This window comes from Veillonella sp. CHU110 (assembly GCF_003992255.1).
Classification (GTDB): domain Bacteria; phylum Bacillota; class Negativicutes; order Veillonellales; family Veillonellaceae; genus F0422.
In genome coordinates this window covers 89,714-112,487 of the sequence record NZ_RQVA01000003.1, presented here as the reverse complement: position 1 = coordinate 112,487, position 22,774 = coordinate 89,714, and the positions used below count along the sequence as shown (strand labels likewise).

19 protein-coding genes are annotated in these 22,774 nt (G+C 38.7%); 4 read left to right on the top strand and 15 right to left on the bottom strand.

The window, feature by feature from the left end:
- Positions 1-15 precede the first annotated feature (15 nt).
- The 4 genes from scfB to EO122_RS02110 form a co-directional block, all read right to left on the bottom strand.
- Positions 16-1,410, bottom strand: a complete 1,395-nt coding sequence (gene scfB, locus EO122_RS02125; RefSeq protein ID WP_127009171.1) for a thioether cross-link-forming SCIFF peptide maturase — start codon at positions 1,408-1,410, stop codon at positions 16-18.
- A 314-nt stretch (positions 1,411-1,724) separates the two neighbouring features.
- Positions 1,725-1,868 (bottom strand): six-cysteine ranthipeptide SCIFF, encoded by a 144-nt coding sequence (gene scfA, locus EO122_RS02120; RefSeq protein WP_009353042.1) that lies wholly within the window; start codon positions 1,866-1,868, stop codon positions 1,725-1,727.
- Between the two features lie 89 nt (positions 1,869-1,957).
- On the bottom strand, positions 1,958-2,998 hold the full coding sequence (locus tag EO122_RS02115) for a metal ABC transporter solute-binding protein, Zn/Mn family (protein ID WP_127009170.1): 1,041 nt from the start codon (positions 2,996-2,998) through the stop codon (positions 1,958-1,960).
- A 125-nt stretch (positions 2,999-3,123) separates the two neighbouring features.
- Positions 3,124-3,726, bottom strand: coding sequence for an ECF transporter S component (locus EO122_RS02110; protein ID WP_127009169.1), 603 nt, complete (start codon positions 3,724-3,726; stop codon positions 3,124-3,126).
- 514 nt (positions 3,727-4,240) lie between these two features.
- Between EO122_RS02110 and EO122_RS02105 the strand changes: the two genes are divergently transcribed.
- On the top strand, positions 4,241-5,413 hold the full coding sequence (locus EO122_RS02105; RefSeq protein ID WP_127009168.1) for a class I SAM-dependent methyltransferase: 1,173 nt from the start codon (positions 4,241-4,243) through the stop codon (positions 5,411-5,413).
- 143 nt (positions 5,414-5,556) lie between these two features.
- Here the strand turns inward: EO122_RS02105 and EO122_RS02100 are convergent, their stop codons facing one another.
- The 7 genes from EO122_RS02100 to EO122_RS02070 all read right to left on the bottom strand — a co-directional run bounded on the left by EO122_RS02100 (position 5,557) and on the right by EO122_RS02070 (position 12,427).
- Positions 5,557-6,417 carry a hypothetical protein gene (locus EO122_RS02100; protein ID WP_127009167.1) on the bottom strand — a complete coding sequence of 287 codons (861 nt, stop codon included), beginning with the start codon at positions 6,415-6,417 and terminating at the stop codon, positions 5,557-5,559.
- 1 nt (position 6,418) lies between these two features.
- The gene (locus tag EO122_RS02095; RefSeq protein WP_126938294.1) at positions 6,419-6,814 is read right to left on the bottom strand and encodes a hypothetical protein; all 396 of its coding nucleotides are present in this window, start codon (positions 6,812-6,814) and stop codon (positions 6,419-6,421) included.
- 124 nt (positions 6,815-6,938) lie between these two features.
- On the bottom strand, positions 6,939-9,068 hold the full coding sequence (locus EO122_RS02090; RefSeq protein ID WP_127009166.1) for a heavy metal translocating P-type ATPase: 2,130 nt from the start codon (positions 9,066-9,068) through the stop codon (positions 6,939-6,941).
- A gap of 3 nt (positions 9,069-9,071) precedes the next feature.
- The gene (locus EO122_RS02085) at positions 9,072-9,332 is read right to left on the bottom strand and encodes a DUF6110 family protein (protein ID WP_127009165.1); all 261 of its coding nucleotides are present in this window, start codon (positions 9,330-9,332) and stop codon (positions 9,072-9,074) included.
- Positions 9,333-9,458: 126 nt separating this feature from the next.
- Positions 9,459-9,653: a FeoB-associated Cys-rich membrane protein gene (locus EO122_RS02080; protein WP_127009164.1), complete on the bottom strand. Its 195-nt coding sequence runs from the start codon at positions 9,651-9,653 to the stop codon at positions 9,459-9,461.
- Between the two features lie 141 nt (positions 9,654-9,794).
- Positions 9,795-12,182, bottom strand: a complete 2,388-nt coding sequence (feoB, locus tag EO122_RS02075) for a ferrous iron transport protein B (protein ID WP_127009163.1) — start codon at positions 12,180-12,182, stop codon at positions 9,795-9,797.
- 14 nt (positions 12,183-12,196) lie between these two features.
- Positions 12,197-12,427 (bottom strand): FeoA family protein, encoded by a 231-nt coding sequence (locus EO122_RS02070; RefSeq protein WP_126938299.1) that lies wholly within the window; start codon positions 12,425-12,427, stop codon positions 12,197-12,199.
- 457 nt (positions 12,428-12,884) lie between these two features.
- Here EO122_RS02070 and EO122_RS02065 point away from each other — a divergent pair, with 457 nt between their 5' ends.
- Positions 12,885-14,183: a DEAD/DEAH box helicase gene (locus EO122_RS02065; RefSeq protein WP_127009162.1), complete on the top strand. Its 1,299-nt coding sequence runs from the start codon at positions 12,885-12,887 to the stop codon at positions 14,181-14,183.
- Positions 14,184-14,331: 148 nt separating this feature from the next.
- Here the strand turns inward: EO122_RS02065 and EO122_RS02060 are convergent, their stop codons facing one another.
- Positions 14,332-16,629, bottom strand: a complete 2,298-nt coding sequence (locus EO122_RS02060; RefSeq protein ID WP_127009161.1) for a DNA topoisomerase 3 — start codon at positions 16,627-16,629, stop codon at positions 14,332-14,334.
- A 314-nt stretch (positions 16,630-16,943) separates the two neighbouring features.
- Here EO122_RS02060 and EO122_RS02055 point away from each other — a divergent pair, with 314 nt between their 5' ends.
- Positions 16,944-18,533, top strand: coding sequence for a peptide chain release factor 3 (locus EO122_RS02055; protein ID WP_127009160.1), 1,590 nt, complete (start codon positions 16,944-16,946; stop codon positions 18,531-18,533).
- An 85-nt stretch (positions 18,534-18,618) separates the two neighbouring features.
- On the opposite strand, the gene EO122_RS02050 is transcribed toward EO122_RS02055, so the two are convergent.
- Positions 18,619-19,350 carry a polysaccharide deacetylase family protein gene (locus EO122_RS02050; RefSeq protein ID WP_164725929.1) on the bottom strand — a complete coding sequence of 244 codons (732 nt, stop codon included), beginning with the start codon at positions 19,348-19,350 and terminating at the stop codon, positions 18,619-18,621.
- 672 nt (positions 19,351-20,022) lie between these two features.
- Between EO122_RS02050 and EO122_RS02045 the strand changes: the two genes are divergently transcribed.
- Positions 20,023-21,267, top strand: coding sequence for a sodium/glutamate symporter (locus EO122_RS02045; protein ID WP_127009158.1), 1,245 nt, complete (start codon positions 20,023-20,025; stop codon positions 21,265-21,267).
- 77 nt (positions 21,268-21,344) lie between these two features.
- Here the strand turns inward: EO122_RS02045 and rsmA are convergent, their stop codons facing one another.
- Entirely contained in the window at positions 21,345-22,208 is an 864-nt protein-coding gene (gene rsmA, locus EO122_RS02040; protein ID WP_127009157.1) for a 16S rRNA (adenine(1518)-N(6)/adenine(1519)-N(6))-dimethyltransferase RsmA, read from the bottom strand.
- A gap of 11 nt (positions 22,209-22,219) precedes the next feature.
- Positions 22,220-22,759, bottom strand: a complete 540-nt coding sequence (gene rnmV / locus EO122_RS02035; RefSeq protein ID WP_127009156.1) for a ribonuclease M5 — start codon at positions 22,757-22,759, stop codon at positions 22,220-22,222.
- Between the last annotated feature and the right edge of the window lie 15 nt (positions 22,760-22,774).

Genomic DNA, 22,774 nt, shown 5'->3' with positions numbered 1-22,774 from the left:
TTCAGTTATATAATTTTAGTGATTTTCTTGTCGGATCCCCGCTGCATCTAGTTCAGCTTGAATCATGATAGCACATTCAATACGTTTTTTCTGTAATTTACATCCTAATTCATATGGTGTGCTAAGGTCTCCACCTAATGTTTCATTGTTCGCATGGCAACCGCCGGAGCAGAAGAATTTCGCCCAACAGTTGGCACAGGTTTCTTTCGTAAATACGTGAGTATTTCTAAACTGTGTCGGTATGTCGTAGTTTTTTAAACCATCAAAGACTGTACCAATCACATAGCCATCTTTACCTACATATTGGTGACATGGGTAAATATCTCCATTTGGTACGACAGCCATATACTCATGACCAGCTCCACAACCACGCAAACGTTTTGCCATACATGGTCCACGGTATAAATCCATTCGGAAGTGGAAGAAATTAAATTTCTCACCCCAACCAGCCAATTGACGTTCTAAATATAGGCCTGCCAATTTTTCATATTCTTTTTCGATGATTGGCATATCCTCAGGACGTAACACATAAGCCCCATCTTCGCCAACCACTGGTTCCATAGACAAATGTTCAAAACCCAAATCGGACATAGCCTCTACGTCTTTACAGAAGTCCAAGTTATTATGTGTATAGGTACCACGTACATAATATTCACGACCGTCACGTTGTTTAACAGCATTCACTAGGTTCTTCGCTACTGTATTGTAAGTGTCTTTACCACCAGAGCTTGGGCGCATGCTATTATGCACATCTTCACGGCCATCTAAGGAAAGTACTAAGCTCATGTCATGTTCATTCACATAGTCAATTTTATCTTGCGTCAACAACATGCCGTTGGTGGTCAACGTTAATTTAAAGATTTTCCCATGTTCCTCTTGAATGGATTCAATATATTCTACGGTTTGTTTCACAACTTCCCAGTTTAATAATGGTTCGCCACCAAAGAAATCAATTTCACAATGTTGACGTGGACCGCTCATGGAAATCAAGAAATCTACGGCACGCTTCGCTACATCAAAGCTCATCAATTCACGTTTCACTCCGCCGTAATCACCTTGGCTGGCAAAACAATATTTACAAGCTAAGTTGCAATCATGAGCAATATTTAAACAAAGAGCTTTTACAATTGGTTTTTCATCTACCACTAGTTTGAACTCTGCAGACATAGGAGCAAAGAGCATTTCCTCTTTGATGAGTTCATCTAACTCATCCATAATTTCATCTAACTCCACTGCATCCTCTGTAGCATCTAACGCACTATGTACAGCATCACGGTTTGTGCCGTTATAGATATCTAATACACGATCAATGAGCTCATCGATCACATGGATAATTCCACTATTTACATCCAATAGAAAGAACTTATCTTTCATTTTAAATTTATGAATCATCGGTTGTAATTCTAACATTCATACCTCCATTAACTTACTAAAGTCTAATTTGTATTATATCACTTTATGCCTATGACGTATAGAAAGCTATCAATATAGGGTATACTTTTTCTAAAATTATAGTATGCAAAAAATTGTACTTTTGAAGTACAGATATTATAATTTAGACAAGCTAAAGATATAAAAGGTTAGCATACAGAATCCCCCTAGATCTGGTATATCTAGGGGGTCTTTGTACGTTTTATAGTAACACGTTTAGTATAATCCTAGAAGTAATATAAAGCAAATAAGCTGCCCACCATATGGTGAACAGCTTATTGCTAATCGAATGATTATTTTTGTTTGCACACTTGGTTGCCTACTGTACAGCTAGTTTTGCAAGCAGATTGGCAAGATGTTTGACATTCGCCGCAGCCGCCTGTTTTAGCAGTTTTTTGTAGGGATTCAGTGTTAATTGTACGAATACGTTTAGACATCTTCATTCCTCCTAAGCACAAACTTACTATACTATAGTATCATTTAATGCCAATGTAAGCAAGATAAATCACTTATATAACAGGAATAATTATTGTCCTAACGCTTCTTGTAACACTTTAAGGTTTTCTTCCATAATATCTAAGTATGTGGTACCTTTTTGTGTTTGTTCTTCAGTTAAACCTTCCGCTGGGTTCAATACATACACTTTTACACCAGTTTCAGCAGCGATAGCATTAGCCAATTTAGGGCTTACCAATTCTTCACTGAAGATTGCTTTTACATTATGTTCTTTGATGAACGCCACAATATCAGCCATGCGTTCTGGTGTTGGTTCTGCATCTGGAGATACACCCATGATACCTAATTGTTCAAAGCCGTATGCTTTAGCTAAGTAACCAAATGCCATATGGCTAACTACTAAATGTTTGTCATGTTGTTTGTTACCAAACTCTTCATATTTACCGTGTAAAGCTTGTAATTTTTCTTTGTATGCTTTGCCGTTAGCTTCATAGTATTTCGCATTAGCAGGGTCTGCTTTAGAGAATGCTTCTACCACTGCATCAACTTCTTTTGCTACGTTCATAGGATCTAACCACACATGTGGGTCAAACTCGCCATGCTCATGTTCGTGTTCATGCTTATCTTCTGCTTGTGCTTTATCATGGTCGTCTTTGTCTTCCTTGTGGTCCTTATCATGATCGTGATCTTTATCATGGTCATGATCATGTTCGTCTTCATCTTCATCTGGAGCTGGTAATAATGTTACAGATTTAGATAATTCAACAGGTTGTGCTTTTTGCAACACATCTGGAGCTAAAATCTTTTCTGTTGGCTCTAGACCAGCACCACTATATAAGAACACTTTAGCTGTACCGATTTCTTTTAAATCTTGTGCAGTCGGATCCCAATCATGAGGCTCTGCTCCTGGAGGCACTAATAAAGTTACATCTACTTTATCTCCCCCCACTTGTTTCGCCACATCGTACACAGGGAACACCGTTGTAACAACTTTCATTTTATCAGATGAAGCAGCTTGTTTTGTGTCGCTTCCACATCCTGCAATACCAACTGCAGTAGCCACTACTGTAGCTCCTAGCACAAAATAGGTCAATCGTTTTTTCCAATTCATGAGTATACTCCTTCCCAATATAAAAAACAAGAAGTGACCAGGTTTATTTAATCACTTCTTGATTATATACGATTTAAAAAATCCGTGCTTGAATGCATGAGCAGTCTATACACTCAATATCATTATCATTTAAATTTTCTAATAACCGCAATTGCCACTGGAGTTACAACTGCCACTGCTAATAAGGCTTCTGGAATGCCATGAGACCACACAATAGCCATGACCGCTTTCAGTACAGTTTCTTCTGGGATATGAGTAGCTTTAGCAAATTCTACCCCATAAATAGCATAAATTCCAGACATAACTAAAATTGTATTTGTTGCTGTTCCTAAAAATGCAGCCAAGCCAATACGAATAGCTTTTACCTTAATTGGCAAGTATAGATATACTAATGCAGCTACTAAGCCAATGAGCATTCTAGGCAATACAGAGATGATTGGATTCATAAATGCAAAGGATAATACATTAGGCGCTATATATGCTTGCACCATACTATAGACACCGAATAAAAATCCTACTGCCATACCTACCTTAGGACCTTCTACAACACCACCTAAAATGGTTGGGATATGTAGAATCGTTGCACTGATTGGTGGAATCGGCACAAATCCCCATCCTGTCATACCTAGGACAATCGTAATTCCCGCCAATAAACCAATGATTGTCAATTGACGAACAGTGAATTTTTGTGCTGACCGTGTTTGTAATACTGCTGATTCTTTTTCCATGTTTTCCTCCGTTCTTATTCCCTCAGGATATAAGTCGAACCAATAAATAAAAAATAGGAACTTAGTTCTGTTCATAGTGATACAGACTATGTAGTTTAGTTCCTCGTATAGAGTAGTACAAAATAGCATCTATGTCAATTACATATTGTGATTTTAATTACAAAAAAATTGAAATATTTAATAAAATTTCAATGAATTAATTATTATATCATATATCCGCTATTAATTTATAATAAGATCCTTAAATCTATCTGCACAATACATTTTTTTATGTATATAATTTATTTTCTGTATAAATGGTATATAATAGCTTCATTAGGTTTATCTATTCATATTAAATACATATGATTATGAAAGAAGCCCACAAAATCAATGGCTATTTCTTTTAAACTTATATATATTTGATATGTAAACCTATACTTTGTAATATGTGTGATTAGCTAAATGATTAAAATACATGCCTAGCCGCTGCATATACTGTATATTGTGCATAATAACAAGAAAGGACTTACTTATGTTTTCTAAACTCTTTGATACTTTTTTAGTACACTATTTGGAACGTTTCAATGATCATTGTTTTGTTGTAAAAGTTGGCGATAAAAAATATACAATTGGGGAAGGTAATCCCGAATTTACAATTATTGTCAATAAAGATATCCCTAAAAAAGATATATTGGTATCCGCCGAATTGGCATTAGGTGAAGCATACATGCGCAAAGATATAGAAATTGAAGGAGATTTATTCAAAGCTCTTTGCGTCGTATTAGGTCATGTTAACAAAGACTCTATTAACAAAAAAGTGCTTAGTTCCCTATTTAATATGGGACTTAGAAAGAAAGACCAAAAACAACAAGTATCTTCCCATTATGATTTAGGAAATGATTTCTATAGTTTATGGCTTGATGAAACTATGAGTTATTCCTGTGCCTATTTCAAACATGAAAATGACAGCCTGGAAGTCGCACAATATCAAAAAGTACATCACATTCTTGATAAATTACACTTACAAGAAGGTATGACACTTCTCGATATTGGTTGCGGCTGGGGATTCCTTCTCATCGAAGCCGCTCTAAAATATGGAGTCAAAGGCTATGGCTGTACATTGTCTGAGGAGCAATGGAAAAAAGGTCAAGAACGAATTAAACAATTTGGTCTTGAAGGTCAAGTGGAAATCGATCTAATAGACTATCGCGATGTAGCTGCCTCTGGCCGTCAGTTCGATCGCATGGTAAGTGTAGGCATGTTAGAACATGTAGGTCGCCCTAATTTACCTATATACATGGAGGATGCATCTTCCATGCTAAAAGAAGGAGGTTTATTTTTACTTCATTACATCAGTGATCCAGCGGAAAAAGAAACCAGTGCATGGATTCGTAAATACATCTTCCCTGGTGGATCCTTGCCTTCCCTAAGAGAAATCATTGGTCTTGCCTACGAATATGATATGAATGTTCTGGATGTGGAAAATTTACGCTTTCACTATTACAAAACATTGATGTATTGGTACAATAATTTCCAAGGTGTTCGTGACCAAGTAGAAAAAGTACGGGGCACTGAATTTGTACGTATGTGGGATTTATACCTATGTGGTTGTGCCGTTGGATTTTATATTGGCAACATGGATTTGCATCAAATTCTGATGACAAAATGCATTAACAATACATTACCATTAACACGCTGGTACTAAACGATACATTTCTAATAGCTAATCATAAAAAGGATGTAATAACATGCGCAGTTTGGCGGCATGCTGATTACATCCTCTTTTACTCTGTATAGATTTTTTTACTTTGAAAATATCAAAACAACTATATAATATCTTTTCTTTAATTATGTATCTTGAGCTTCACCTTGCTTTGACAACCACAACTTTTCAATTCCCAACCCAATAGCCACGCTTAGTGCAATGGCACAGATTTCAAATACTGCTGGAGTAATATACACTAGTGGACTGCCTGTAAACGCTGGCAATGCTTTCCCTGCCCAGACTTTCACAATATCTGGAATGTATCCACCGAATAGGATGTGTGCATTGGTTGCCACCCACCACACAGCCATCACTACGATGGCAGTGACACGCGGCCACAAGGATGTACGGCGTGGATATAAGTATAAAACCATACTACCGACAGTCGTAATAATTAGTGCTAATACGCCAATATACAAGCTCGCAATAAGTCCTACATATCCTTGTGCATCCAATGATGCTAGTATCCGTGGATCGGCTAAGTTCAAATACATAACATCGCCTAAAAACAATAATGGCAATGGTAATGCATAAGTGGAAATATTCAAGACTGTATCGATAAAATAATGACGCTCTTTGCGTTGCATCCATACATCTAACGCACGAGCTGTGGCTAATATAAGCGCTACCACGATGATCATCGTTAGAATCCATGCAGCTATAATCATCAATGGGTCTTGTGGTAATGTGAATGGCAAAATACCATTTCCAAAGAAGAAAAAGAAATTCCACCATATCCATGCATATACATAATGACCTTTACCCAACTCAAAATCAAATTGGCTTGCCAATCGAGGTACTGATTTCAGCGTTAATGGAATGGCTAATGAAGATATGGTAAACATAATGATGCTAGCTGTATCAAATTGGCCTAAACTAAACACTAGACTTAACGGAATAATCCACAATAGGGACCATCCATAAAATTTTATATAACTTCTCATATTACACCTCTGTATTCTTTCCACCTGCTAATGCCAATACCAAAGACAATGTCACTTGGCAATACATGATGATGGCAAACACCACATCACGACCAATAGTAGATAAGTTCCACAACCAAGATAAATCTAAGTTGTTAAACACCAAGAATGTACCACCTTGTACTAGTGCCCAAGCTAACACGTACACACAAATCGGTATTCTACGAGCCTTAGGACCAAATCCACTTTCACTAGAACGCAAGTAAAAGATAGGAATGAACAGGGATAATATCCCATAGCTCACCCCTGCCACCATGGCACTCATGCCTGTATGAATTGTGTACGCTCCTAGGGGAATCAATATAAAAAATATACTCATATATAAGGTGCGCCGCACCACATCTTGAACTGTTGACATACCTATTCCTTTCTAAACTCATAGTATCTTTACCTATAGTATATCAAACATCGGCCATCTTATAAATACATATACTATTTCATTTTTGAAAACAAAAAAGCACCCTTGCGGATGCTTTTTGTTATTATGCCACAACTGCTTCGACTTCAATGCAGTCATCATCAGTTGTTTTTGGTTTTTCCAGTAGTGGAGTCATGCTATACATACCCACACCTAATGTAAACAAGTTGTGGATCCATGCAGTAGAGCTAGGAGGCATTACACCTAACACGCCCAATCCCACAAGGCCACCATTCACACCTACGATGGAGTTATAGTTGATCTTAATACGATCCATTAACTTCATAGAAATACGACGTAAATCTACGATAGCAGATAGGTTATCACTAGACACTGTCACATTGGCAATTTTTTGTGCAATTGGTGCACCTTCATTCATACCAATACCTACATGCGCCTCGGATAATGCTAGGGAATCATTGATACCATCCCCGACCATCATCACTGTGTATCCTTCTTCTTTTGCTTTACGAACGTAATCAGCTTTATCTGTCGGCATTACTTCTGCATGCACTTCATCAATACCAATTTCTGCTGCTACGCGCTCAGCATTTTTACGGCTATCACCAGTCATCATAACGATTTTCTTCACGCCTAACTCATGAAGTTCACGGATAACATCCTTTGCTTCTTCACGTACTGGGTCTTTGATACAAATAACCGCAGATAGGACATTGGAAATCGCTAAGTATAAATAGGAACAACCTTCTGGAAGCTTTTCAATTTTAGCTTCTTCACCTTCTGGAATCGTTGTTTTTTCATCTTCAAAAATGAAGTGATGGCTACCGATACGTACTTTACGGTTACCCACTTTAGAAGCAATACCGTGAGCCACAACATATTCTACTTTAGAGTGCATTTCTTTATGCGGCAAATGATGATCTTTTGCTGCATTCACAACAGCTTTCGCCATAGAGTGTGGGAAATGTTCTTCTAAACACGCTGCTAATGTCAACATTTCATCTGCATCATTGCCATTGAAAGGAATAATTTCTTGGAATACAGGTTCTGCTTTTGTTAACGTACCTGTTTTATCAAAGACAATCATATCTGCTTCTGCAATACGTTCCAAGAATTTACCACCTTTTACGGTGATACCACGATTAGATGCTTCTTGCATAGCGGATAATACTGCCAACGGAATGGACAATTTCAATGCGCAGGAGAAATCTACCATAACGAAAGATAAAGCTTTCATCAAGTTGCGAGTTAATGCAAAGGTTGCAAACGCACCTAAGAAACTCACTGGTACTAATTTATCTGCCATACGATATGCTTTTTGTTCCATACCAGATTTCATTTGTTCAGATTCTTCGATCAAGTTTACGATTTGCTCGAAACGAGTGTGTTTGCATGTAGTACGTACTTCAAAGGAACATTGGCCTTCTTCTACGACAGTACCTGCATATACAGAAGTGCCCGCATCACGACGAACAGGTTCAGGTTCTCCCGTCATAGAGCTTTCGTTGACAAGAACAACGCCATCTACTACTTGACCATCCAATGGTACTACTTCACCTTGACGAACCACTACGATATCGCCAACTTGTACGTCACCGATTGGTTTGCTCACTTCTACGCCATCTACAAGTACCCAAACTTTATCTACGTTTAAGGACATACTTTCTGCCAAGTTAAGAACGGATTTACGCAATGTCCACTCTTCTAAGATTTCACCGATGCCCAATAAGTACATCACAGCGCCCGCTGTAGAGTAATCTTTTTGTAATAAGGCTGCACCAATAGCTACGCCATCTAATACTTCTACAGTGAGCTTGCGTTTCCATAATGTTTTAATCGCTGTACCAATGAACTTGATACCATCAAACCAAGACCATGCTGCTGCAATAGGTGCTGGCAAAACAAGTTTTTTACCGATATACAATAATGTTTTATCGATCATTTCCTCTTTGTAACGTTTGTTCACAAGGCGAGGAGAAAGTTCATGGAGTGCTGGCGCATTAGCTAAATCTAAATCTTGCAAAGAAAACAATGCTGCCCGTACTGTACTTTCATCACCTGTATGTTGGATGATCACATCCCCAGAACGCGTAAAGAAGTTTACTTTATTGATAGCATCAGATTTCATCAATGTATCTTCGATATATTGAGCTTGTGCATCATTAAATTTACGACCTTCGATACGCACATGAAGACGACGAGACAAACGTTGCAATACTTTAAATTGCATCATGTATTATTTACCTTCTTCTAATACTTCTTCATCGCGAGTTGCATTGATTTCTTGTGCTTCTGCCAAGATGCTACCTGTGGAAGCTTGTAATTTTTCAGTTGTTCTTAAGATGCTATCTTTTGCACGGATACCAGCTGCTACTACGTTAGCATATACTTTACGAGCATCTTTAGAAGTTAATACTTTTAAACCTACTGTGCCTAAAGCTAAACCAGCTGCGAATACATTAGCATCTCTTAAAGTTTCTTTTTTTACGTTGAACATTGTTAGTTCCTTTCTGTGAACTCTGTCACATTAATACATGATAATATAATACAATTAAAAATTATAAAGATAAGAGGGGCTCGTGTTATCGGAGTCCCTCTTACCAAACTTATGGTATAGAATTAGTTACTTTACTTCTTGCTCTTCGTGACCACCACAGCCACAACCGCACCCTGCTTCGGATTCGGATTCGGAGGAAGAACCACATCCACCACCGCATCCGCCGCCACAACCGCCTGCGCTTGTTGCGCTTTTATATACTCGGTATGCAACATAGAGAACAGCTAGTAAACCAATTGCGTATACAATAACACTATCCATAGTATACACTATCTCCTTCTCATTTTCAAGTACTTTTTGAAAATTATTTTGCGAATGTAACAAACTGCATAATATCAGTGAATTTTTGAAATAAAATTTTTCTCAATCTCAATTATATTATTTATTTACTATCAATATTGATTAGCCCAATCCCAAGGCACGACCAATATGAACTGCTATGTATGCACCTACCCAAGCTAGGATACTAGTGTAAGCAAATACGGCACCGAACCATTTCCAGGAGTCAGTTTCACGTTTTAATACAGCCATAGTGGCCAAGCATGGTAAATATAGCAAGGCGAATACCATCAAGCCTAAACCGATGGCTGGGTTGAAGTCTGGATCAGTAGACAAGAATTCTTCCAAGGATTTAGAATCTACATCACTTGCTTCGATCGCGTAAATAGTACCTAATGTACTTACCATTACTTCTTTCGCTGCTACTGCGGCTATTACGGCAATGTTCACACGCCAGTTAAATCCAAGTGGTTCCATCACAGGTTGAATGAAACGACCTAAGGACGCTGCATAGGATTGTTCAATTTTTTCTTTACCTTGTTGAAGATCTAATTCTTTGATTTCATCTTCTTCTGCTTTATGGTTTACATATAAAGTCCAAGCCACTGGATATAACTCGTCAGCTTTTAATTCTTCGAAGTATGCAGGTTCTTCTACAGTTGCTTCTGCACCATCTTGAGTTGCTTCTTCTGCTGTAGCTTCTTCCTCTTCAGCTGGCGGGTCATTTTTATGCTCTTCGTCTAAAGCAAGCATTTGACCTAAGATATCATTCGCCTCTGCTTGTTGTTCTTCTGTTACCAACATAGCATTCACTAAAATCTCATCTGCCATCTGAGCATGTGTCATTGTCACTTGTTCACGAGCTGCATCATAGTCTTGAGAGTATTCTACATCTTGTGGGAAGGATGTTAAGAACCAAATAAGGATGGATGCTGCCAAGATGAATGTACCTGCTTTTTTAAGGTACATCACGGAACGTTCCCACATATGAATGCCTACAGAACGAAGTGTTGGCATATGGTATGGAGGCATTTCCATTACGAATGGTTCTGCTTCACCTTTAAATACATACGTACGAAGTACTTTTGCAGTTACAACAGCTACGACGATACCCAATGTATAGATACCTAACAAGATCGTTGGTGCATCTTCTGGTGGGAAGAATGCTGATGCTAATAATGTATATACTGGTAAACGAGCACTACAACTCATAAATGGAGATACTAAGATCGTAATCATACGGTCTCTTGGGTTGTCAAGGATACGAGCACCCATGATGGATGGTACGTTACAACCAAAGCCCAATAACATAGGGATGAAAGATTTACCATGTAAACCTACGCCACGCATCACGCGGTCGATAACAAATGCCGCACGAGCCATGTAACCAGTATCTTCTAAGAAGGAAATCGATACGAATAATAGAACGATGTGTGGGATAAAGCTAATAACAGCCCCTACACCACCGATAATACCATCATTAAGCAAAGATTTTAACAATCCGTCATCCATGTTAGCTCCGATAAAGTCGGTTAATAGTTTGAAAGCACTTTCCAACCATCCTTTAGGATATTCTGCTATGTTGATAACTAAGTAGAACATAACCCACATGATGCATAAGAAGATAGGAATCCCTAACCAACGATTCGTTAAGATTTTATCGATATTGTCGGATTTGGTATCTTTATGTTCAGGCACTACTTCTAGTACGTTATTGAATACGTCTACTGCAAAACGGTGACGGTATTCTTGGAACACGATATCCATGTCTACAGATTTATTCAATTCTGTATGCAATGCTTCTGCTTTGCTCAACACGGCACCAGATTTGTCTAATTCTTGTACTTTTTCTAGGATATCCGTATCTTGTTCTAACAATTTGATAGCTACCCAACGATGTGGATAACGACCAGTGTCAAGTTTCGCTACTTCGGCTTCTAATTCCGCGATAGCTGGTTCCAATACGTCACCATAGTTAACGCGTACGTTAGGAATTTTGCGTTCTTTAGATACTTTCACGATACCACGTAGCGCACCCTCTGTCCCTTTATTGGAACGGCCGATAGTTTCTACTACTGTGGAACCTGTTAATTCTTCTAATTTTTTATTATTGAACTGTAAACCCATTTCTTTTGCCACGTCTACCATGTTCAAAACAAGTAGCAATGGTTGTTCTAGTTCAATTAATTGTGCTGTTAAGTACAGGTTACGTTCTAGATTGGACGCATCCACTACATTGGCAATCAATTCTGGATTTTCATTGATGATAACATTACGTGCTGCCAATTCATCGAGAGAACGTGCTGTTAAGGAGTATGTACCTGGTAAGTCGATGATTTCAATGTCATGACCATCAATTTTCGCTTCCCCAACTTTTTTCTCTACTGTAACACCTGCGTAGTTACCTACGTGTTGACGGGCCCCCGTCATATTGTTAAATAAACTTGTTTTACCACAGTTAGGGTTACCGGCTAAAGCAACCTCAATCTTGGCATGTGTGTTGTCTGCCATCTTAGCATCTCCTTTTATTGGACTTCAATATCAATCATTTGTGCTTCACTTACGCGAAGTGATAACTCAAAGTTTTTCACTTTGATTTCCACTGGATCTGCCAATGGCGCATACTTCATCACGCGCACCGCTGTACCAGGTACGACACCCATATCTACTAAACGATGCTTGATGTTACCAGCTCCATTGATAGCTACTACAGTACCAACTTCACCTGGTTTCATCTCGGATAGTTTCTTAACCATACTACACCTCCTACATACAAAACATAACAACCAAACCTATCATATATAGTTATATGAATAATACTTATATTATAGCACATTATAAGAGATAATCAACAATTAATCTCATTTTATTTTTATCTTTTTGTGAAATTATAAATCTATTTTTATCAAGTGCCATACTTAATGAATGCATTATTCTATAGGTGTATACTCTGTATGCCTTTTAATTATTATCAATTTCATTGTACAAAGAATAATGATATATAAACTATATGTTTCTCATTATCTATTCTCTAAACCTTATATTTTATAGCGTATTCTGTGGCTTACTTCTCTTGACTGGTCCCCATTTATATACAACTAGACCATCTATTTCATAGTATTGCTTTCCTCTGTGAAAGAACTTTCACAAGTCCACCTAGCTAGAAGTATGATATAATATAACCATTAAGTCATTTAGAAACGGAGATACACTATGAAATCATTTCAATCCTTAGGCATTGTGCCTGAGCTGATACAAGCATTACAAAAGGTAGGCGTAAAACAACCTACACCAATCCAAGAAAAATCCATCCCCCTCATCTTCAAGGGGCAAGATGTCATTGCAAAAGCACAAACAGGAACGGGAAAAACCCTAGCTTTCCTATTACCGTTATTACAACGTATCCATACAGATGTACAACAAGAGCAAGCACTCATCATCGCCCCCACTCGTGAGCTTATCCAACAAATTGCGGAGGAAGCTCGACATTTAGGAGCCATCTTAGGCGTAGATGTACTACCTCTTATTGGTGGCAAAACTATTGAAGGACAACTTCAAAAGTTAGGTCGTCGCCCTCATGTTATCATCGGCACTCCTGGTCGTCTATTAGATCACGTCAATCGTGGCACTTTACATTTAAACTCTATCCGCCGCGTTGTATTAGACGAAGCTGACCAAATGCTTCACATGGGGTTTTTACCAGATATTGAAAAATTGATCAGTGGCACTGACGGTAAACGTCAATTATTGATGTTCTCCGCTACCATTCCAGACAAAATCCGAAACTTAGCGAAAGCTTACATGCAAAAACCAACATCTGTTACAGTACAAGGAGAGAATGTTACGCTTGATACGATTGAACAAAAAGTATACATGATGGAAGAACAAGACAAAGTAAACCGCCTTGTAGCTATGTTAGAAGCAGACAATCCATACCTTGCCATCGTATTCTGTAATACAAAAGAGGGCGCTATAAAACTGGCTTATGATTTAGCTCGAAAAGGTGTAACACTAGGTGAAATTCATGGCGATATGACACAAGGTCGTCGAACACAGGTACTAAAAGAGTTCGCAAAAGGCAATCCACCTATTTTAGTAGCTACCGATATTGCAGCCCGTGGCATCGATATCGAAGGCGTTAGCCATGTGTACAATTTTGATGTACCCCATGATATGGACTATTATATCCATCGCATCGGCCGTACTGGTCGTGCGGGTTCCACAGGGGTAGCTGTTACCTTTGCTACACCAGCAGAAGAAATTTGGGTACGTCGTATTGAACGCTCTATCCAAGCTACGTTAACGAAATATACAAAAGATGGTCAAGTAAAAACTAAAGGCTCTGGCTTAGCACCTAAGAAAGAAACTACTAACAAGAAGCCTAAAATTAAAAGTACCTACCAAGCTACAAAAGCAAAAGCTCATAAAGCTCGCGGACATAAAGGCGCCAACACTCGTGTGCGCCGCGCTAAATCCAGTGGCTCTAGTAGTGGCGGACGCAAAAAAAGATAGTTCTGTTACTTACTAGCAGCAGACTCTATACACACATACACACATACTAAAAAAGGAATGTTGAACACATCGTATCAACATTCCTCTTTTTTATTATCTAGATTATATAATTTGTTAGTGACTATCCATCTAATACAACAAATATAGATCATTTCCTATGCGCATAGATTGCTGGTTTTCCCTCCACATCGGCGCAACTCGTACGACAAGAACTACCCTCGCTGCACTTCCAAATAGGTTCTGGTTTCTGTTCGTATTGGACTAAGTATCCTTTTTTGCATCGCGGACAAGTATACTCTTTGTGTGTGTCATCCAATATCGTTCCTGAAGTTTCAAAGTTTCCCCTGTTTCCCTCTATATTTGAAACACTAGGAGTAGAACCTCTAGCTGATTCTCCTTTTACAGCGATTTGTTCCGTATGTTTACATTTGGGAAAATTAGAACATCCATAAAACTCTCCATACGGACCTTTACGTAGCAACATGTCACCAGTCTTACACTTCGGACAACTGCGGCCTGTACGTTGTGCCGTCGCCCCTATTCGGCGCTGTGTACCAGCTCTTTTATTTGCACTGTGCACCATATCTGTTTTCGGTGTATGCCCCACACGATCCTTTACAAAATCAATTAGTTCCACTATGAATTTAGATTGATCTTGCAAAAACACATCTAGTTTTTCTTTCCCCTCGCTCATCTGAGCTAATCGTTCTTCCCAAATCGCTGTGGAGTCTGGATACAACAAGTTATCTGGCAAAGCATCCACTAATGCATAGGCTTCCTCTGTAGGTATCAAGGTTTTCTTTTTTCCCTCTTCCTTGAGGAATTTGCGACTCACTAACTCTCCAATAATCGTAGCCCGTGTCGCTTCTGTACCAATACCAGACACATCCTTTAGTTGTTTTTTTAACTCTTCCTGTTTCACATATTTGTGAATCTCTTTCATTGCCTGAACTAATGTGGCCGACGTAAAGCGGCTAGGTGGCTTCGTTTTACGTTGATCCACCTTACTATCCTGCGCTGTTACAGAGTTTCCTTTTTTCACAGCCGGCAATGAGGCTTCTTCTTGGTCTTCTTCTGTCTCCTCAGAGGATTTTGTTTTTTTATACAACGCTTTCCAGCCTAAGTCTATCACTACACGTCCTGATGCGGTAAATAATTCCTCTTGATGTGTCACTTCAATACGTGTTTGTTCATATACATGTTCTGGGTAAAACTGCGCTATATATGCTTGGGCAATTAAAAAGTAAATATTCTGCTCCTGTTTTGACAACGTATGATACGGGCATCGTACAGTCGTAGGAATAATAGCGTGATGGGCGGTAACTTTTTTATCATTCCAAGCACGACTCTTAATACTTGGAGTTCCTCCTTTTGCCCATTCCCCTAATTCTTTGTGCCCCATTGTAATCAAATTTGATAGAATTGTCTGCCCATCTGAAAGCTGATTTACTGGCAAGTATTCACAATCCGACCGAGGGTAGGAAGTATATTTCTTTTCGTATAGTTTTTGCGCAATATCTAGTACTTCTTGTGGCGTATAATTAAATAATTTTCCCGCCACAATTTGTAAAGAAGATAAAGAATACGGCAATCGCTGTCCTTCTTTTTTCTTTTTCTTTTCTACAAGTGTGACTAAGCCTTGTGGCTCTCCCATTAATCGATCGCGCAAAGACGTAACGACAGCTTCCTCCAACATATGTCCATCTGGATCTAAGCCTATTTGTGTGTCTTTCGGTTTCCAAGTAGCCCAAAATGCTCCTTTTTCATGAGCATATTGTATTTGTAATACATAATATTCTACAGGTACAAAGTTCTGTAACTCTCGTTCACGGCGCACTACCAAGGCTAACGTTGGCGTTTTCACTCGCCCTATAGGAAACGTAACTCGTCGACCCAAATGCTGTTGTTCTAGTGTATAGGCACGCGATAAATTCATCCCCATCAACCAATCTGCTCTAGATCTAGCTAATGCAGAATCTCTAAGATGGCGAAACTTCTTATTATCTTCTAAATGGTCTAACGCATACCGCATCGATTTTTCATCTAAGGCGTTTAATAAAATTCGTTGCACTGGTTTTGTGTTACCCAAGTAATCCAACATTTCATCAATCAGCAACTGTCCTTCCCTGTCTGGGTCACCTGCATTCACAATCGTTGTTGCCTTTTGCATAAGCTGGCTAATCACTTTAAATTGTTTCGCACTATCCTTTTTAACTTTCAATTTCCATGTATCTGGCAGTATTGGCAATGCGTTAAAGTTCCAATATTTATATTTTTCGTCATATTCTGCTGGTTCTACCTGCTCTAACATATGCCCAAAGGCCCAGGTAATGACATTCTCACCTTGTTCGATATATCCATCACGCCGCTTTGCACTCTGTGGGTTAGGCAAGACTAAACTCAACTCTCGGCCTACACTCGGTTTTTCTGCAATAAATAAACGCATATGCTCCCTCTTCCTACTATGATCTATTACCAAGAAGCTTTTTTACATTTAGTTTTTATTATACTACATATTGTACCAAATAAGTAAAAATCTACTCTAATTATTCTCCCTCTATCTTGTATAGTCCTTTAAAATTTCCTACCAATGCTACTCATGACATATATCATTAGAGTGTTATCGCACAAAACATTCCTATAGATACGGTCCGTTTTCCAACTTTCACTATCCTCTCCTATACAGGAAGGGCTCAAATAGTATATAATTTTAAGGATATGAAAGTATATAACATGCACATGTATTAATAGAGGTGAATTATGACATTTTTAGAAGAAGTAACCCGGCGCCGAACGTTCGCCATCATTTCTCACCCAGATGCGGGTAAAACAACATTGACGGAAAAACTATTGCTATACGGTGGTGCTATCCATTTGGCAGGTTCTGTTAAGTCTAGAAAAACACAAAAATATGCCGTATCTGACTGGATGGAAATTGAAAAGCAACGTGGTATTTCTGTGACGAGTTCTGTATTGCAATTCGATTACGATGGTCATCGTGTGAACATTCTGGATACCCCTGGTCACCAAGACTTCTCTGAAGATACATACCGTACCTTAATGGCAGCAGATAGCGCTGTCATGTTGATTGACGTAGCGAAAGGTGTGGAAGCACAAACGAAAAAGTTATTTGCTGTTTGTAAAGAACGTGGGATTCCTATCTTTACCTTCGTCAACAAAATTGACCACTTCGGTCGCAATCCATTTGATTTGATGGAAGAAATTGAAAACTCTCTTGGTATCCGTGCTGTCCCTATGAACTGGCCTGTAGGCATCAACGGTGAATACCAAGGTGTATACGACCGGGAAACGAACACTGTAGAACTGTTCGAAAAAGATGAATCCCATGGTCAAAAGAAACTGGCTTCTACAAAAGGCGATGTACACGACCCAGCATTCCGTGAGCTATTAGGAGAAGAGGTGCATCAATCCTTAATCGATGACATTGAACTTCTCGACGTGGCTGGTGATGCATTTGATTTAGAAAAAGTAAAAGCTGGTGAATTAACACCGATGTTCTTCGGTTCTGCCATGACAAACTTTGGGGTTAAACCATTCCTTGAGAAATTCTTGGAACTGGCACCAATGCCAGCTCCTCGTACGGCTCGTGAAGAAACTGTGGAACCTACCTCTGAAGACTTCTCTGCCTTCGTGTTTAAAATCCAAGCCAATATGAATCCAAATCACCATGACCGCATTGTGTTCATGCGTATTTGTTCCGGTAAGTTTGAAAAAGGCATGAATGTACTTCACCAACAATCTGGTAAAACGTTACGTTTGTCTCAACCACAACAATTCTTAGCTACAGAGCGTACGATTATCGATGAAGCCTTCCCTGGCGATATTATCGGTGTCTTCGATGCTGGTACCATGGGTGTAGGTGATACTCTATGTGCTGCGAATCACAAAGTGACTTTCAGCGATTTCCCTGTATTCCCACCTGAGTTTTTTGCCCGTGTTACACCAAAAGATTCTATGAAGCGTAAACAGTTCCTAAAAGGAATGACGCAATTAGCACAAGAAGGTGCTGTACAAATCTTTGAACCACTATACTCTATGGACTCCTTTGTGGTGGGTGCTGTTGGTATGCTTCAATTTGAAGTACTACAATATCGTCTCAAACACGAATATGGTGTCGATTTAGTCAATAATTCCCTACCATATGGTGTAGCTCGCTGGATCGATGGCGAGGTTGATGTTAACAGTCTTAAAGGTATGGATAATGCTATGATTGTAAAGGATAATCGTGGCCGCTTGGTTGTATTAATTTCTAACGAATGGCAAATGGGTTGGGTGGTAGAACGTAATCCAGATATAACATTCTTGCACACGCCGAATATTGAAGCGTAATTGCATACATAATAAAAAACCTAGATGATGGTCCTCATCATCTAGGTTTTTAATATACCGATATATAAGTAATGAACACTTATTGTTAAAATAATGGCAACAAATCCGCCAATCCCTTCATGTTCCACTCTAACAATGTATCATGAATCTTCCACAAGAATGCATTTTCCCATGGATAATGGAGGCGAATCCAGAAATTTTCAAATGGTGTATCATTGAAAAATACTGCTTCTCGTGGCAATTTATAGAGATCTTGCCCTGGCTCTACATTTCCAGCCTGTACTGTAAAGGCCATTCTGTATCCACTTTCTTGTGCGATTCTATCAATATCCTTATTCGCAAAGCCTCCTGGGTACGCTATATAGCGAACTTGATGACCAATACGATCCTCTAAAATCGCTTTAGAGCTAATTAGTTCATCTCTTGCATTATCTAATGACATATCCCGCAAGTCTTTATGATTTACCGTATGGCTTTGAATATCAATGCCATTGGCTTGCATTTCTTTCAATTGAGGTAGATTCATAAATCTATTCTCGCCAATAGAACTAGTAATCATAAACAAAGTAGCCTTAAAATTATATTCTTTTAAAATGGGAAAGGCCTCATTGTAATTATCTATGTATCCATCATCAAAGGTAATCAATACAGGTTTATCTGGCAGCGCTTTACCATTCGTTACATACTCATATAAATCATCTAATGTAATCGTATGGTATCCCTCATCATGAAGATATTGCATTTGCTTTTTAAATTCTTCCGGAGGGACTACCAAAGAATGTCTGATATCTGAATCAACCCGATGATAATTTAACACAGGTACTCCTGTCGCCTTATAATTCAAAGAACGCTGGTATTGTATACCTAGATACAATCCAATACATATCATACTACCTAATATAATTATTAGTGTTTTTTTCACAGTAACCTCGCATACTAGTACGTTTATAACTTTATATCCACATGGATCTTTCCAATACTCTTCAAAAAAGTACACGTACTATAGTACCACAGTTCGTCTAATTTATCAGTGTTTTTTTCATAAATTGTTCAAGATATCTTTATTACTATGACACAAATAGTATTCTGCATGCAAATTGTTACTCATCCTGTACATCTATATCAATACGATACCATGATATAGATAGACAATATAGTATCTATTTTCTATTTCAATACATATATAAACAATCCCCAATTATATCTATTTTGCATTTTATTTATTACAAATTGTAATTTATCTATATCTGTGTATACATCATGCACTGCTTCCTCATAACTATAAATGCTTTATTTTTCTACATTCTATAGAATTATTAGTTGAGTTGTGCGCAATTTTATTGATACCCTATTATGGGACACCTTATGTTATCACTACATTAATGGCTATAAACCTGAAAAATAACATATGACGAGTGCCTCATTTTCATGCTATGATAGGACTATAAGTTTATTCTAACAAGATTCTTATACCAAAGGGGGTTATACTATGAAAGGTCTAATAGACTTGAGTTTAGTCAATGGAATCTGGACATTGAAACTGTCTATGATTCAAACGGTAGCCTTAGCTATTGTCACATTGTATTTAGGTGAATTTATAAAAAAACATTCCACCTTCTTACAACGTGTCAGCATGCCTGCACCTGCTGTAGGTGGTTTACCATTTGCATTCTTATGTGCCTTTTTATCCTATTATAAAGTTGTTAATATTGTCTTCGATGGTGCCTTGCAATCATTCTTGATGTTAGCTTTCTTTACTACTATCGGCCTTATGGCAAGTCTTAACGTCTTAAAAAAAGGTGGCGTTGCCATTATCTTCTTCTGGATTGTGTGTACCATTTGGATTGTCTTCCAAAATGGTGCCGGTATCATGATTGCCAAAGCTATGGGTATTGAACCGATCTTCGGCATCATGGCAGGTTCTGTTTCCATGATGGGTGGACTTGGCACAGCAGGCGCGTTCGGTCCTCACTTTGAAGAACTCACTGGTGTCCCTGGTGTAGCTTCTGCTGCGATTGCTGCCGCTACATTTGGTATGGTGGCCGGTACATTGCTAGGTGCTCCTGTAGGCGACCGCATCATCAAAATGCACAATGTCCCTACTCCTGTAGATCATCCTGAATTATTAGAAGCTGATGGTATCGATATTAACGAATCTGACTCTGAAAGTAAATTATTTGACTTACAATCCTTAATGCATGTCATCGCTTTCGTAGGTATTTCTCTAGGTCTTGGCACATTAGTGAGCGCAGCTCTATCTTCTGTATTTGGCCCATTACCAGCCTATATTGGTGCTATGATTGTTGGTGCTTGCATTCGTAACTATGCTGACTTTACTGGTCATATTACTATTAATAGTGCTGCTCTTGATGCGGTATCAAATGTATCTTTGAGTATCTTCGTTACTATGGCTATTAATAGTTTAAAATTAGCACAATTAGTAGATCTAGCCTTACCATTAATGGCTATCTTAGCTGCACAAATGGTGTTGATTACTATCTTTGCATATTTAATCTACTGGCTGTTCAAACGCAACTACGATTCTGTTATGTTAGGTGCTGGTGCTATTGGTTTCGGTCTAGGTGCTACACCAAATGCGTTGGTAAACATGTTATCCTTAGCTTCTAAATACGGACCATCTCCAAAAGCATGGTTAGTCGTATCCTTAGTAGGGGCGTTCCTTATCGACTTTACTAATGCATTCTTAATTACATTTATGGCAAAATTGATTTAATCAACTCGTGCATATAAACTACCCTAAACGAAAAAGGATTCTACAACAGATGTTGCAGAATCCTTTTTCATATGTATTTATTTATCTTCTTGGTCCAGTTCATACCACGCATTGCCAATGAGAGCAAATTCGTCTAATGTAAATGTCTCTCCACGACGAGATCCATCAATACTCGCTTTTGCTAAAATGGCTTCAATTTTCTCCTTACTGAGACCAGTCGTCTTCATCGTATTGCTAAACGTTTTTCGACGTTGTGCAAAGCCAGCTTTCACAGCACGGAAGAAGTAAGCTTCACTATGGACTTTCACAGGTGGCTCGTTACGCAATGGACAGCAAATGACTGCACTTGTTACCTCAGGAGCCGGCAAAAATGCCTTCGGTGGTACATCCATGACAATATATGGATCTGTATAATATTGTACAGCCACCGATAAGGCGCCATACATTTTTGTACCTGGTTTGGCAATCATGCGCTCTGCTACTTCTTTTTGCACCATCACAACTAATCGTTCGATAGGCAATTTAGACTCTAGCAAGGACATAATGATTGGCGTTGTAATATAGTATGGTAAATTCGCTACTACTTTGAATGGCTTATGGTCCATCAATTCAGGAATATTAACTTTCAATACGTCCCCATGAATAATGCGCACATTATCGTATGCCTCTAGAGTTGTGTCTAACACCTCTAACAAACGTCTATCTAGCTCTACAGAGGTAACATTAGCCCCACTTTGTGCCAAACCTTGCGTCAAGGTTCCAATCCCCGGTCCTACCTCTAAGACAGCATCCCCTGCGTCAAGTTCTGCAGCCTGTACGATTTTGTCGACCACGGTGCGCTTAATCAAGAAGTTCTGCCCTAATTTTTTACTCATTTGAATGCCAAATCGTTTGCATATATAATGCACAACCTCTGGACTTGCAATGACTGATTCTATCATGAATTCTCCTACTATTTGTTTTCGTCTTCTGAAAGAGCTGCAAAGAAAGCCGCTCTACTAATGCCATAATGATTTAACCGATATAAAAATTGCTTCCCATTTCCATAACCTATGCCAAGTTTAGCACCTATACGAGCCCTCATAGCAGCACTACTCGAACCTCCACTTAAATCATATTGGACCAAATCTTGCATCGTAAATAACTCTGATGATTCCATAGATTCAATATGCAGTACCTCTAATGCCTTACGTATAGACTCAGGGCTAGCTTGTTCAATTCCTATATCATCATTGGCATACGCTTCCTCTCGTGGCACAAATGCATGCTGAGCCAGTGGAAAGCGCTTCGTTAAAAACCGACGAATCCGTTCACCTGCATAGTCAGGATCTGTCAAAATAATAATCCCTAGTTTTTCATACGCATCTTTAATGCGGCTTAACACAGGCTTGCGCAAATTAAACCCCTCCGTGGCAATACACTCCACCTCTAAAGCTTGTTGCACCCGTTGAATATCTGATTTACCTTCTACCACCAAGACCTGTTTTAACATAAGACCAAGCTCCTT

What these genes read in the sequence shown, in the direction of transcription:
- EO122_RS02070 (WP_126938299.1), bottom strand. Translation starts at nt 12,427, where the DNA reads ATGGTTAAGAAACTATCCGAGATGAAACCAGGTGAAGTTGGTACTGTA.
- EO122_RS02065 (WP_127009162.1), top strand. Translation starts at nt 12,885, where the DNA reads ATGAAATCATTTCAATCCTTAGGCATTGTGCCTGAGCTGATACAAGCA.
- EO122_RS02060 (WP_127009161.1), bottom strand. Translation starts at nt 16,629, where the DNA reads ATGCGTTTATTTATTGCAGAAAAACCGAGTGTAGGCCGAGAGTTGAGT.
- scfA (WP_009353042.1), bottom strand. Translation starts at nt 1,868, where the DNA reads ATGTCTAAACGTATTCGTACAATTAACACTGAATCCCTACAAAAAACT.
- EO122_RS02045 (WP_127009158.1), top strand. Translation starts at nt 20,023, where the DNA reads ATGAAAGGTCTAATAGACTTGAGTTTAGTCAATGGAATCTGGACATTG.
- feoB (WP_127009163.1), bottom strand. Translation starts at nt 12,182, where the DNA reads ATGGCAGACAACACACATGCCAAGATTGAGGTTGCTTTAGCCGGTAAC.
- rnmV (WP_127009156.1), bottom strand. Translation starts at nt 22,759, where the DNA reads ATGTTAAAACAGGTCTTGGTGGTAGAAGGTAAATCAGATATTCAACGG.
- EO122_RS02090 (WP_127009166.1), bottom strand. Translation starts at nt 9,068, where the DNA reads ATGATGCAATTTAAAGTATTGCAACGTTTGTCTCGTCGTCTTCATGTG.
- rsmA (WP_127009157.1), bottom strand. Translation starts at nt 22,208, where the DNA reads ATGATAGAATCAGTCATTGCAAGTCCAGAGGTTGTGCATTATATATGC.
- EO122_RS02095 (WP_126938294.1), bottom strand. Translation starts at nt 6,814, where the DNA reads ATGTCAACAGTTCAAGATGTGGTGCGGCGCACCTTATATATGAGTATA.
- EO122_RS02105 (WP_127009168.1), top strand. Translation starts at nt 4,241, where the DNA reads ATGTTTTCTAAACTCTTTGATACTTTTTTAGTACACTATTTGGAACGT.
- scfB (WP_127009171.1), bottom strand. Translation starts at nt 1,410, where the DNA reads ATGTTAGAATTACAACCGATGATTCATAAATTTAAAATGAAAGATAAG.
- EO122_RS02100 (WP_127009167.1), bottom strand. Translation starts at nt 6,417, where the DNA reads ATGAGAAGTTATATAAAATTTTATGGATGGTCCCTATTGTGGATTATT.
- EO122_RS02080 (WP_127009164.1), bottom strand. Translation starts at nt 9,653, where the DNA reads ATGGATAGTGTTATTGTATACGCAATTGGTTTACTAGCTGTTCTCTAT.
- EO122_RS02085 (WP_127009165.1), bottom strand. Translation starts at nt 9,332, where the DNA reads ATGTTCAACGTAAAAAAAGAAACTTTAAGAGATGCTAATGTATTCGCA.
- EO122_RS02115 (WP_127009170.1), bottom strand. Translation starts at nt 2,998, where the DNA reads ATGAATTGGAAAAAACGATTGACCTATTTTGTGCTAGGAGCTACAGTA.
- EO122_RS02110 (WP_127009169.1), bottom strand. Translation starts at nt 3,726, where the DNA reads ATGGAAAAAGAATCAGCAGTATTACAAACACGGTCAGCACAAAAATTC.
- EO122_RS02055 (WP_127009160.1), top strand. Translation starts at nt 16,944, where the DNA reads ATGACATTTTTAGAAGAAGTAACCCGGCGCCGAACGTTCGCCATCATT.